Raw genomic sequence first — 12,541 nt, 5'->3', positions numbered from 1 at the left:
CAATGGCACAAATGAATATGTTAGAAGCAATTCGCGATGCGATGCGTATTGAACTAAAACGTGATCCTAATGTCGTCATCTTCGGTGAGGATGTAGGTCATGTCGGCGGTGTATTCCGCGTAACAGAAGGACTACAAAAAGAATTTGGCGAAGATCGCGTATTCGATACTCCGCTTGCTGAATCAGCAATCGCTGGTATGGCAGTAGGTATGGGTATTCAAGGTTTCCGTCCAATTGCTGAAATTCAATTCGTAGGTTTTATTTTTGAAGCATTAGACCAAATGTTTGTACAAGCTGCTCGTATGCGTTACCGTTCTGGTGGTCGTTATAACTCACCAATCGTATTCCGAACTCCATACGGCGGCGGGGTAAAAGCTGCTGAGCTTCATACAGATTCCTTAGAAGGTTTGGCTATTCAAACTCCAGGTATTAAAGTTGTTATCCCATCTAACCCTTATGATGCAAAAGGTCTAATGATCTCTGCAATTCGTGATAACGACCCTGTATTCTTCATGGAGCATTTGAACCTATATCGTGCATTCCGTGATGAAGTTCCTGAAGGCGAATATACAATTGAGATCGGTAAAGCTAACGTTGTTAAAGAAGGTAAAGACGTTACCATTCTTGCTTACGGTATGATGGTTCATACAGCGAAAAAAGCTGCTGAAGAACTTGAAAAAGAAGGCATCAACGTAGAAATTATCGACCTACGCACATTGCTTCCGCTTGATATCGATACAATCGTTGAGTCTATTAAGAAAACAAATCGTTGTATCGTTGTTCAAGAGGCACAAAAAACTTCCGGTGCTGCAGCAGAAATTATTGCTCAAATTAATGAGCATGCTATTTTGCACTTGGAAGCTCCAGTACTTCGTGTTGCTGGTCCAGATACTGTATATCCATTCGCACAAATCGAGGATATTTGGTTGCCAACACCACAACGTATCATTAAAGCGGTTAAGAAAACACTTGAATTCTAATAATAAATAAAGTTGAAATAAATTTATGTGAGTCTGCCCTCAAATTTCTAGTAAGTTTGGGGGCATGATTAACGAACAAGGAGGTTATATCGGTGGCAAAATTTGAATACCGATTTCCGGAGTTAGGCGAAGGTCTACACGAAGGTGAAATTGTTAAAGTATGTATTACTCCCGGTCAAGTTGTAACTGATGACGACGTGATTATGGAAGTTCAAAATGATAAAGCAGTTGTAGAAGTACCATGCCCTGTTAATGGTAAAGTAGTCGAAGTATTGATGAAAGACGGAGACGTTAAAAAAGTTGGTGAAGTTGTAGCGATTATCGAAGCTGAAGGTGATCTTCCAGCGGGCGCTGAACCTGCAGCTGAATCTGCTCCAGCTCCAGCACCGGCAGCAGCTCCACAAGCATCAGGCGCTGTTAACTTCGAATATCGTTTCCCTGAACTAGGCGAAGGTCTACATGAGGGTGAAATTGTTAAAGTATGTGTTACTCCTGGTCAAGCAGTAACTGATGATGATATTATTATGGAAGTACAAAACGACAAAGCAGTTGTTGAAGTACCTTGTCCAGTAAATGGTAAAGTCGTTGAAGTATTCATGAAAGACGGAGATGTGAAAAAAGTAGGAGAAGTTGTAGCCATTATTGCAGTTGAAGGCGAACTACCTGCTGGTTATGAGGCATCAGCGGCAGCATCTGCTCCTGCAGCAGCACCAGCACCAGCGGCGGCAGCTCCAGCAGCAAAAGCTTCTAACGGAACAATTCTTGCAACTCCTTCTGTACGTAAATTTGCTCGTGAAAAAGGTGTTGACCTTGCAAACGTAGTAGGCACTGGTAAAAACGGTCGTATTACTCGTGAAGATGTTGAAAACTTTGGTAGTGCTCCAGCTGCACAAGCAGCACCAGCAGCGGCGGCAGCTCCAGCAGCATCTGCAGCAGCAGCTCCTGCTCCTGAAAAAGCAAAAGCAGCGGCACCAGCAGCAAATCCTTATCGTCCTGAAGAACGTGTACCATTCAAAGGTATCCGTAAAGTTATTGCAGGTGCAATGTCTAAATCCGTATACACTGCTCCACACGTAACAATTATGGACGAAGTAGATGTTACAGAGCTAGTTGCACTACGTGCTAAATATAAACCTTACGCTGAGAAAAAAGGTTCAAAACTAACATACCTTCCATTCATCGTAAAAGCTCTAGTATCTGCTTGTCGTGAATTCCCAATTATGAACGCTACTCTTGATGAAGCTAATCAAGAAATCGTTTATAGAAAATACTACAACATTGGTATCGCGACAGATACTGAGAACGGTCTAATCGTTCCAGTTATCGAAGATGCAGATCGCAAAAACCTATTTGCAATTGCAGATAAAATTAAAGACCTTGCTGTTCGTGGTCGTGACGGAAAACTTGCTCCAAACGAGCTTAAAGGTTCTACAATTACGATCTCTAATATCGGTTCAGCTGGCGGTATGTTCTTTACTCCTGTTATTAACTTCCCTGAGGTAGCTATCCTTGGTACAGGACGTATTTCTGAAAAAGCAGTCGTTCGTAACGGTGAAATTGTAGCTGCTCCTGTAATGGCTCTATCTCTAAGCTTTGACCATCGTCTAATTGATGGTGCTACAGCGCAAAACTTTATGAATCACATTAAAAAGCTCTTGGAAAAACCTGAGCTATTCATTATGGAGGTGTAATACATGGTAGTAGGAGACGCTTCACTAGATATTGATACACTGGTCATCGGGGCAGGTCCTGGTGGGTACGTTGCTGCTATTCGTGCAGCACAACTTGGTCAAAAAGTACTTTGTGTGGATAAAGCTAATGTTGGTGGCGTATGTCTTAACGTTGGTTGTATTCCATCTAAAGCATTGATTTCCGCTTCTCATCAATATGAGAATGCACTTCATGCAGAAGATTTTGGTGTGGAAATTAGCAAACCAAAAGTAAACTGGAAAAAAGTTCAAGAATTCAAAAACGGTATCGTTTCTAAACTAACTGGCGGTGTTGCTGCACTTCTAAAAGCTAATAAAGTTGAGTACTTTAACGGCGAAGTTATGTTTATTAACGAGCATGAGGCACGCGTATTTAACGATCAAGAGGCTCCTCGTTATCGTTTCAAAAACTGTATCATTGCTACTGGCTCTCGTCCAATTGAGCTAAAAGCATTCCCATTTGGTGGACGTATTCTTTCTTCTACAGAAGCATTGTCTTTGCCTGAAATTCCAAAAAGCCTAGTTGTTATCGGCGGTGGCTATATTGGTATCGAGCTAAGCCAAATGTACGCTAACTATGGTACAAAAGTTACTGTTATCGAGGGTTCTGATTCAATCCTTCCAGGCTTTGATAAAGATGTATCTGCAGTTGTTGCTAAGAAATTTAAAGCAAAAGGTGCAAACATCATTACTGGAGCTCAAGCAAAATCTGCCACACAAACAGATAAAGAAGTTACTGTAACTTACACAGTAGGCGATAAAGAAGAGTCTGTATCTGCAGATTACTTGCTAGTAACAGTTGGTCGTCGTCCTAACACTGACGGTGAATTAGGTCTTGACCTAATTGGCATTGAAATGGCTGATCGCGGTCTAATCAAAGTTGACGAGTTTGGTCGTACGAACCATAAACATATCTATGCTATTGGTGATATTGTTCCTGGTCTAGCACTAGCGCATAAAGCTATGTACGAAGGTCGTATCGCTGCTGAGCATATCGCTGGTCTTCCATCTGCTGTAGACTACAAAGCGATTCCTGCGGTTTGCTTCTCTGATCCAGAAATCGGTAGCGTAGGTCTAAGTGAGACAGAAGCAAAAGCAAAAGGCATCAACATTAAAGTTGGTAAATTCAACTACGGTGTTAACGGTCGTGCAATGAGCTTGAACGCAACTGATGGTTTCGTTAAACTAATTGGCGATGCTGATACTGGTCTATTGCTTGGTGCTCAAATCGTTGGTCTTGAGGCTTCTAACCTAATTGCAGAAATTGCACTAGGTATTGAAATGGGCGCAACAATTGAAGATATTGCTCTTACAATTCATGCTCACCCAACACTTGGTGAAATCGTGCTTGATGCAGCAGAAATGCTACTTGGCCATCCAATTCATGCGATTGCTAAAAAATAAGCATTTAGCATTTAAATAAACGGTTTTGTTTCAGGTTGCATATGTAAGATGTATGCAACCTGAAACTATTTTAAAATGAACAGCAAGGAGTGACTGACATGGATGTGAAAAATCCTCAAGATTCTTTGACAATTATGACGCAACTCATTTTTCCATCAGATACGAATCATTATGATACGATGTTTGGTGGACGTTTAGTTGAATATATGGATAAAGCAGCTGCTATAGCGGCAATGCGTCATGCTGGAACGCGAACCGTAACAGCTTCAATGGACAGTATCGACTTTTTAGCACCAATTATGGTTGGTGAAGTAATAGAAGTAAAAGCATTTGTTACTTGGACACATCGCAGCTCGATGGAAATTTATGTTGCTGTGCAGAGTGAAAATCTATTTACTGGAGAAAAACGCAATAATGTTCAAGCATTTTTTACTTTTGTAGCATTGGATGAGCAAGGTAAGCCTACGCCAATTGCTGAGATAGAGCCAGTTACAGAGTTTGAGAAAAAATTATTTGCTACCGCGCCTGAGCGCTACGCACAGCGTAAAAAACGCAAGCAAGAGCGTATTACTGAGTAACAATTAATTTACTGCTCCAAGTTAAATTTGCAATTAAGGACAACAATAAAAGCTGAAATTAGCTAATATTTCCTTCAAGCTCCTTTCAGTCAATATTTGAATTACGAGCAAATATTAAGTTTTTTAGCAAGTTTCTGATCAATTAGAAGTATTTCCGAGTGTTTTGTTGTTCCTTTAAGATTTCTACTGCTTCACGGAAGCGAAGGGCGTGAACAATTTCACGCTCCCGTAGAAACTTCAAGCTATCTTGTAAATCTACATCGTCTGTAGAATCAATTAGCCATTGATACGTAGCGCGAGCTTTTTCTTCAGCAGCAATATCCTCATACAGATCAGCGATAGGATCACCCTTCGCTGCAATATAGGCAGCAGTCCATGGAACTCCGCTAGCGTTGTTATAAAATAACGCATGATCATGATTTACAAAGTGTGGTCCTAGTCCTGCAGCTTTTAGTTGCTCTGGTGTGGCATCCTTAGTGAGCTTATAAACCATAGTAGCGATCATTTCAAGATGAGCAAATTCTTCTGTACCAATATCAGTTAACAATCCAATCACTTTATCTGGAATAGAGTATCTTTGATTAAGATAGCGAAGTGCAGCAGAAAGTTCTCCATCAGCACCGCCGTATTGTTCAATTAACAATCTTGCCATCATCGGGTCGCATTTGCTTACCTTAACAGGATATTGCAGCTTTTTTTCATAAATCCACATAGCCAGCCTCCAATTTCATACAAATTGATGATCAACCTCAACAATTGAAAAAGTGAACATCACCTCCTTGTTACAGACTGATACTCGACTGAAGTATGTTACTAAGTAGCATAGTATAGCTTGCGGGGATATAACGGACAGAAGACATTAGCGCAGTGAGTGAAAGAAAACAACGATAAATGGTTGCTTATAAAACAGGGGGTATATTATCTTGCTTCAATAATTGTAATGGATAAAAGAGGAGTACTGTTTTTAATTAAGCATCGTAATTTATACCTGCCACGGCCATGGTGATTCAATCCAATGCCAACCGTTTGGTGAGGTACTATGACCAAATTGCAACAATGGACCATAATTAGCCTCGTAATGTTGAGCTACCTTTTTACGGACTTCAGCATACTGATTAAATTGCTGAAGTGCTGCTGCATCATTTGGATGAGTATCCAAATACAGACTTAACTCAACAAGCACGAAGTCGATGACCTGTAATTCATGCAGCAGCTGATAATATGCATCGTCAAGCTGAATGCTCATTTTTCCTCATTCACACTCCTTTCTAAAACAATTCATGTCAAACTGTTTATTAAGTTGTTCGTCCATAGGGGCTATAAAGCGGCTGCCAAAGTGTTCCGACTCTTAATGCATCATAAGGTTGAAATTGCGGCCAATCCGGCGGTTGAAAGTTAACAAACAAATTTGGCGGGACAACATAGCTTTTTACGCCAATAGGGGGGCAAGGATCGAACGGCCCACGAAATGGCTCCCAGTAGCGTACTTGATCGTTCATTGATAGTCTCCTTTCATTAAGCAGTTACTTTACAATATGATGGAGGAATAAAGGAATATGCTATTTTATTAGGGAAACGAGCAGGGAAGATTGGATGGCATAAAAAATTTGGAAAACAGGAACAGAGATGTGGCTTTAAAACAAAGCCCCTTACCTTAACTGCAAGGAGTTTTGTTGTGCACTCTAATGAATCTTTTAATTTTCCTGCGAACTATTTAATTATCTTTTAACAGCTAGGCAGTAATTTGTGTTTTCAATCGCGCGAATAACGTGATTAGGATTATTTTTGTTATAGTTATCGAATAATTGACTTGTAATCTCAGCAGGAGAAAGGTGTTGGTAGATTAGCCAACCTGTCTCCTCTAATAACTTTTCTAGCTCAGCATAGGAATAGCTTGCTTGAAATGGCTCTCCCGCATGGGAAGCCATCATTACAACATGTCTCGTACGTGGACCAGCTTCTGGTGTTAATGTGTATTCATCGGGATAGTCAAAAACAAGACTGCTGCCGCTAGGTACAATATTGGCAATATCACCTAACATTTGTTTGAAGTTAGCAGGAGTCAAATAAAAGCTTATACCGAGCAAGCTTCCAAAGCTAATATACTGTTGATTAAAGGATGAACATTGTAACAGTTGCTCCTTCCATTCACGGCTATTGAAATCAACCATTATATTGTACAAATTCGCCGGACGGTTCCAGCCAATCGACGATAAACGTTGTTGTTTATCGCTCGCTGTAGCAGGATGGTCCAGCTCAAAAATAGTAAGCTGCTTTGCCCAGTTAGGCTGTCGATAAGCAAACGTATCATATCCTGCGGCAAAAATAATATATTGCTTTGCTCCAAGCATTACTGCATTCTCTAATAATTGCTCAGTAAATGCAGCACGACCAAGTGGGCTAGGGGATAAGTGACTATCAACAATATAACGTAACGCTTCTTCTGCTGTTCCGCTAAAACCAGGCTGGAATACGTTAATATTTTGTGCCATATTGTTTGCAATATCATTGTACTCTTGCTCGGTAATTAACTGACGTGCAACTGAATCATCAAAAATTTTCACATCATTTATTTCTGAATGATAAGCTCTTGCAAATGCACTAACTAGTGCGGTTAAACTTTTATTTTTCATAAATCTTCACCTCGTCTACAGTTGTAACATGAGATAAATATATTAAATAGACTTGATTTTTCTGTAAATTTATGGTATAATAAAACTATAGAAATAATAAAATTCATAATTCAGACACAAAATATGTCATTTTTTATTATTTCAATTTTAACTGGGATTATATTGAGCTTAGCAGAGCTTATATAAAAAACAGGCTTCTCCAAATGCATGAGAAGCCTGTTTTTCTTTTATAGCAAATAAGTTTTCATAATGGAAAGTGTTAGAAAGCCTTTTTTTGATAAACAAGCAAGGTGAATAACCAAGATAAACTATAAATCATTACGACAAGTATCGTAGCAAAAGTAACCAGTGACGTCTTTGTTAACTCATTCATTAAATTAGAAATTAAACTAACTTCTATTATGTAGTTATATAACATTGGAGCAAAAATGGCTAACAGTATAAAGCTAACCATCAAAACTGTTGTGATATGACCTGGTTTGAAAATATAAAACATCGGAAATCCTATTGCTGCAAACAGGATAAATAAGCCTATTCCGATCAAAATGTCTGTAATCGTAAACGTGCGTCCAAAAAGCTGGAGAAGTAAAATTGAAATTATGATAGATAAAATCATAAAGAGGATAGCCCCTATATAACGTGCAGAGACAATTTGCTTTCGTGTATATGGTAAAGAATTTAATAAAATATTCGTTTCTGCTTTTTCATCATAGGCATAAGCATTAAAAGGAATAAAAATACTTGAAATTACAAAAACAAATGCAGGATGTTTTCCCACAGCAACAAACAGTATGATGAAGGGAATATAGAAGATAAGATGCTTCTTTTGTAAGATTAAATCTCTTTTAATTAGATTAAGCATATTGCTTCGCTCCCTTCAAGTAGTACATAATATCCTCTAAGTTTGCTTGCTCTACAACAATTGTATCGCCGAACAGTTGCTTGACCTCAGAGATTCTATTCGTTAATGCTGTAAAGGTGCTGTTTCCTTTATCAATATGAATGAAATATTGAACGGTGTCACGATCTAACAAGTCGTTATCGCCTTTAATAAGATAATAGGTATCTTTAAGCTTCGTTATTGGTTCGTTAAACAGCAACTGACCAGATTGCAGCAAAATAATATAATCTGCGATCCGATCTAAATCGGTAGTAATATGAGTTGAAAATAAAATCGTACGACGTTCATCAAGCATTAATGATTGTAAAAGCTGGAGTAGCTCACGTCTAAAAATTGGATCTAATCCCGCGGTTGGTTCATCCATAATGATTAACTCAGGATGATGAGATAAAGCAATCGCAATGGATGCCTTCATCTGCATCCCTTTCGAGAAGTGCTTAATTGACTTATTAAGCGGTAATTCAAATTGCTCTGTATATTGTGAAAATAATCGATCGTCCCAGCGCTTATAGGCAGGGGCAATAATTCGTTTTATATCCTTTAGATTTAACCCTTCAAAAAAAACATTGCTGTCATACACAAAGCCGATTCGTTCCTTAATCTCTTTTTCGTGAGTATTGTAGTCTAAACCAAAAAGCTTTACTTCTCCAGCATCAGGTTTAATTAGATTCATAATCATCTTAATAGTTGATGTTTTACCAGCTCCGTTACTGCCAATAAACCCAGTAATATAGCCTCTTTTAATTGTTAAGTTAAGATCATTTAGTTCAAATCCTTTAAATCGTTTACGTACATTTTTAAGCTCTAAAACATGTTCCATGCGCCATTACTCCTCGTATAGTAAATGTAATAACTCGCTCAAATCATTTAATGTTAGTCCTAATTCTTTGCTGTTTGCTACAACATTTGCTAACTGTTCTTCAATTACCTTTAATTTTTTTTCTCTAATTAGTTCGACATTTTGCTCGGCAACAAAAGAACCTTTCCCGACAATGGAATAAATAAAACCTTCTTTTTCTAATTCTTCATAAGCCCGTTTAGTTGTAATTACACTAACCTGTAAATCCTGTGCTAGACTGCGCATTGATGGAATAGGATCGCCTTCTTTAAGCTCTCCCGATAAAATTAACGCTTTTATTTGTGATGTAATTTGTTCATAAATCGATTCCTTTGAGTTATTCGAAATAATAATTTTCATACATGACCTCTTTTTAATGATTTGTTTTTACTAAACGGTTAGGTGTGTGAACGTGAACGAGCTGTGATTAAACTCGACAGCTCACGGAAACAACCAATCAAACCAGGGATAAGAAAAAAGACCGTAAAGGCTATTGTACTTAAGTTAAAATAGTCTACTTCATAAAAATGCAGCCACTTATTGTAGAAATCAGTTTCGAGAAAGTTTAGCAGCACTTCAAGTTTAATTGGCCTGAAATTTGGATACCATCCAATAGCTGTGCATAAATAGAAAAATAATTGTGTTAGTAGAAATACACCAATAGAAGATACCCAACCTTTACTTAAGAAATGATAGAGTTTACCTTGTTGTGACATAATAATCTCCTTTTGATTTTTAAGTTTGCATATTGTATATATCAAATATATACAATATATACACGATGAAGTCAACAATGTTTACTGATAAGAAAGGGGGATATTGATTATCTGAACTCATTTTACAGGATTTTAGAGGTATTACCCAGAATTTGTAAGGGAGGAATTCATTAAGTAAAAATAAGTATGAGCAAAGTGTTAATGAGCTAGTGAGGAGTAATTGTGAAGTTAAATCTTTTAATTTTACTGTTTGGAGCGGGTTTGTCTTTAATCTCAAAATGGTTGCAATTTTATGGAGTATCCCTAAATTTAAACTGGCTTTAGCTGGGGAAGGAACCTCGCAAATTGCGCTATGGCTTGCGATCATCATTTGTATAGCGGTCGCCCTGTTTCAGCTTACAACGATGATCGCATTTGGCAAAAAAGCTGCTGTGGGGGTTATGGTTATTTATTCCGTTTGTCGTATTAGTTACTGTCATTATTAAGCTGGTGCTGCAGCTAAAAGCACTAATGAAATAGAGAGGATAAGAACTATAGGCTAAACCGATGCAGCACACTGTAGGATGGCTGCTTATTTAATGTGGTTTTCATAATCGTAAATTCATTGACTTCCCATTGCAAAGTTGTTGGAGGATTGTCTTGTAAAATTTGTTGCAATGTTAAATTTGCATCTAAAGAACGATCGTTAAGGACTTGCCTTCTTTCATCATAATAGCGTGCTAATGTAATATGCGGCTGAAATTTACGATTCTCAGTGACAAATCCAGTCTTTTCGGTTTGTGTAATAACCTTTTTATGCAGATCGTTCAAAAGCTGTAAATCACCTTTTACGGCAGCCCATAGAATACGCGGTGCAGCAACAGGACCAAAGCTGCCTAGATGAGATAATTGCAATTGAAATTTAGAATGCTCAATACTGCCAAGCAGCGAAATTAATTGCTGGAGTTGGTCATAAGCAGTATCTCCAAGAAATTGCAGCGTTATATGTAAATCTTCAGGGTGTGTCCATTTGCGAAAAGGGATTGTAGACTGGTGTTGCTTCTGCCATTGCTGCAATTCCTGTTTAATTTGCTGAGGCAAAGGAAGAGCAATAAAGATACGCTGTTTTTCTTCGGATTTTGACATACTAACATAGCTCCTTAGTCCATAATATTGATATATTTCTTGCCTTATTATAACCAAGAAGTCAGCAATATTATAGAATTTCGATTATAATAGATAGGTGATTACATTTGGAGGTTGGATAACATGGCAAATAATGCACTAGAAAAAACGTATTTAGATTTCCTTAAATATATTTTAGATAATGGTATTACGAAAGAAGATCGTACAGGAACAGGCACGATTAGTGTGTTTGGTTATCAAATGCGCTTTGATTTGTCGAAAGGCTTTCCTTTATTTACGACAAAAAGAACATCGTTTAAGCTGATTGCTAGTGAACTTCTTTGGTTTATTAAAGGTGACACGAATATTCGTTACTTGCTGCAACATAACAACCATATTTGGGATGAATGGGCATTTAAAAAATGGGTGGAGTCTGATGAGTATAATGGTCCAGATATGACTAATTTTGGCCATAGATGTTTGGTTGATGAAGAATTTAACAAATTGTATGAGCAGGAAATGAAATCATTCTGTGAACGCGTCCTTAATGATGATGAGTTCGCTGCAAAATATGGTGATCTAGGCAATGTTTACGGTAAGCAATGGCGTCATTGGACAGATTCAGAAGGCAATGAAATCGACCAGTTAAAAGATGTTATCGAGCAAATTAAAAAGAATCCTGATTCCCGTAGATTAATTGTAAATGCCTGGAATCCAGAGGATGTAATCAATGCCGGGGCTAAAGGCAGCAAAGCTGCTTTACCGCCATGTCATTGTATGTTCCAATTTTATGTGGTGAACAACAAGCTAAGCTTACATCTTTATCAACGCAGTGGAGATAGCTTCCTTGGAATTAACTACAACATTCCATCGTATTCGCTATTGCTTCATTTAGTAGCGAAAGAGTGTAACTTAGAGGTTGGTGAGTTTATCCATACGATAGGGGATGCCCATATTTATTTAAATCATATTGAGCAAGTGAAAGAGCAACTTTCGCGCGAGCCAAGAGATTTGCCTAAATTAATAATTAATTCGGACAAGTCTATTTTTGATATTGAGTTAGAGGATTTAGTAATTGAAGGCTATAATCCACATCCATCAATTAAGGCGCCTATTGCTGTATAACTTTTCGAGGAGAGTAGAGATAATGATATCGTTAATTGGAGCCATGAGCAGAGAACGAGCGATTGGTGCAAATAATAAAATGTTATGGCATTTGCCGAAAGAGCTTGCTTATTTCAAAAGAATGACGGTAGAAAAAACGATATTAATGGGGCGCAAAACCTATGAATCACTTGGAAGACCGCTACCTAATCGGCGAAATGTCATTTTAACAAGACAAGCTGATCTTAAAATTGACGGCTGTGAGATTGTTCATTCTGTAGAAGAAGCTCTGCAAAAGTATGGGCAGGACGATGAGCTAATGATCACCGGCGGAGCTGAAATTTATAAGCTTTTTATGCCAATTGCAGATCGAATTTACTTAACAAAGGTTGATGTAAATATTGCAAATGCCGATGCATTTTTTCCTGAATTCGATGAGAATGAATTTCAGTTAATCAGCTCCCAATATGTAGAGAACGACGAAAAAAATAAATATAGCTTTACAATATGTGTTTATGATCGTGTAAAATAGTGCAAAAAAATTAAAATACAAAACATCATTAAATTTATACAA

The 12,541-nt window shown here is 37.9% G+C and carries 16 protein-coding genes; 7 read left to right on the top strand and 9 right to left on the bottom strand.

The window, feature by feature from the left end; translation table 11 throughout:
• Positions 1-2: 2 nt before the first annotated feature.
• The 4 genes from AC2TDL_RS19485 to AC2TDL_RS19470 all read left to right on the top strand — a co-directional run bounded on the left by AC2TDL_RS19485 (position 3) and on the right by AC2TDL_RS19470 (position 4,671).
• Positions 3-980: an alpha-ketoacid dehydrogenase subunit beta gene (locus tag AC2TDL_RS19485; RefSeq protein WP_484697715.1), complete on the top strand. Its 978-nt coding sequence runs from the start codon at positions 3-5 to the stop codon at positions 978-980.
• A gap of 92 nt (positions 981-1,072) precedes the next feature.
• Positions 1,073-2,671, top strand: a complete 1,599-nt coding sequence (locus AC2TDL_RS19480) for a 2-oxo acid dehydrogenase subunit E2 (protein WP_484697714.1) — start codon at positions 1,073-1,075, stop codon at positions 2,669-2,671.
• A 3-nt stretch (positions 2,672-2,674) separates the two neighbouring features.
• Positions 2,675-4,093 (top strand): dihydrolipoyl dehydrogenase, encoded by a 1,419-nt coding sequence (lpdA, locus tag AC2TDL_RS19475; protein ID WP_484697713.1) that lies wholly within the window; start codon positions 2,675-2,677, stop codon positions 4,091-4,093.
• 98 nt (positions 4,094-4,191) lie between these two features.
• Positions 4,192-4,671: an acyl-CoA thioesterase gene (locus AC2TDL_RS19470; RefSeq protein ID WP_484697712.1), complete on the top strand. Its 480-nt coding sequence runs from the start codon at positions 4,192-4,194 to the stop codon at positions 4,669-4,671.
• A gap of 142 nt (positions 4,672-4,813) precedes the next feature.
• Here the strand turns inward: AC2TDL_RS19470 and AC2TDL_RS19465 are convergent, their stop codons facing one another.
• The 8 genes from AC2TDL_RS19465 to AC2TDL_RS19430 all read right to left on the bottom strand — a co-directional run bounded on the left by AC2TDL_RS19465 (position 4,814) and on the right by AC2TDL_RS19430 (position 9,759).
• The gene (locus tag AC2TDL_RS19465) at positions 4,814-5,383 is read right to left on the bottom strand and encodes a manganese catalase family protein (protein ID WP_484697711.1); all 570 of its coding nucleotides are present in this window, start codon (positions 5,381-5,383) and stop codon (positions 4,814-4,816) included.
• A gap of 270 nt (positions 5,384-5,653) precedes the next feature.
• Positions 5,654-5,917 carry a spore coat protein CotJB gene (locus tag AC2TDL_RS19460; RefSeq protein ID WP_484697710.1) on the bottom strand — a complete coding sequence of 88 codons (264 nt, stop codon included), beginning with the start codon at positions 5,915-5,917 and terminating at the stop codon, positions 5,654-5,656.
• Between the two features lie 49 nt (positions 5,918-5,966).
• Positions 5,967-6,170 (bottom strand): spore coat associated protein CotJA, encoded by a 204-nt coding sequence (locus tag AC2TDL_RS19455; protein WP_484697709.1) that lies wholly within the window; start codon positions 6,168-6,170, stop codon positions 5,967-5,969.
• A gap of 219 nt (positions 6,171-6,389) precedes the next feature.
• Complete coding sequence (locus tag AC2TDL_RS19450; RefSeq protein ID WP_484697708.1) at positions 6,390-7,304, bottom strand: class I SAM-dependent methyltransferase; 915 nt, start codon at positions 7,302-7,304, stop codon at positions 6,390-6,392.
• 259 nt (positions 7,305-7,563) lie between these two features.
• Positions 7,564-8,166 (bottom strand): ABC-2 transporter permease, encoded by a 603-nt coding sequence (locus AC2TDL_RS19445; protein WP_484697707.1) that lies wholly within the window; start codon positions 8,164-8,166, stop codon positions 7,564-7,566.
• Positions 8,159-9,025, bottom strand: coding sequence for an ABC transporter ATP-binding protein (locus AC2TDL_RS19440; protein WP_484697706.1), 867 nt, complete (start codon positions 9,023-9,025; stop codon positions 8,159-8,161). The genes AC2TDL_RS19445 and AC2TDL_RS19440 overlap by 8 nt, the downstream gene beginning before the upstream one ends.
• Positions 9,026-9,031: 6 nt before the next feature.
• Positions 9,032-9,403: a GntR family transcriptional regulator gene (locus AC2TDL_RS19435; RefSeq protein ID WP_484697705.1), complete on the bottom strand. Its 372-nt coding sequence runs from the start codon at positions 9,401-9,403 to the stop codon at positions 9,032-9,034.
• Positions 9,404-9,441: 38 nt separating this feature from the next.
• Positions 9,442-9,759, bottom strand: a complete 318-nt coding sequence (locus tag AC2TDL_RS19430) for a YfzA family protein (protein ID WP_484697704.1) — start codon at positions 9,757-9,759, stop codon at positions 9,442-9,444.
• A gap of 278 nt (positions 9,760-10,037) precedes the next feature.
• On the opposite strand from AC2TDL_RS19430, the gene AC2TDL_RS19425 reads away from it, so the two are divergent.
• Positions 10,038-10,244 (top strand): hypothetical protein, encoded by a 207-nt coding sequence (locus tag AC2TDL_RS19425; protein WP_484697703.1) that lies wholly within the window; start codon positions 10,038-10,040, stop codon positions 10,242-10,244.
• A gap of 46 nt (positions 10,245-10,290) precedes the next feature.
• Here the strand turns inward: AC2TDL_RS19425 and thpR are convergent, their stop codons facing one another.
• Positions 10,291-10,884 carry an RNA 2',3'-cyclic phosphodiesterase gene (thpR, locus tag AC2TDL_RS19420; RefSeq protein WP_484697702.1) on the bottom strand — a complete coding sequence of 198 codons (594 nt, stop codon included), beginning with the start codon at positions 10,882-10,884 and terminating at the stop codon, positions 10,291-10,293.
• A gap of 123 nt (positions 10,885-11,007) precedes the next feature.
• On the opposite strand from thpR, the gene AC2TDL_RS19415 reads away from it, so the two are divergent.
• Entirely contained in the window at positions 11,008-11,988 is a 981-nt protein-coding gene (locus tag AC2TDL_RS19415) for a thymidylate synthase (protein WP_484697701.1), read from the top strand.
• Between the two features lie 22 nt (positions 11,989-12,010).
• Entirely contained in the window at positions 12,011-12,499 is a 489-nt protein-coding gene (locus tag AC2TDL_RS19410) for a dihydrofolate reductase (RefSeq protein ID WP_484697700.1), read from the top strand.
• Positions 12,500-12,541: the final 42 nt, after the last annotated feature.

It is taken from the genome of Paenibacillus sp. plas6 (genome assembly GCF_057221655.1).
The sequence above is the reverse complement of the archived record's forward strand: the minus strand, read 5'-3'. Positions and strand labels throughout refer to the sequence as shown.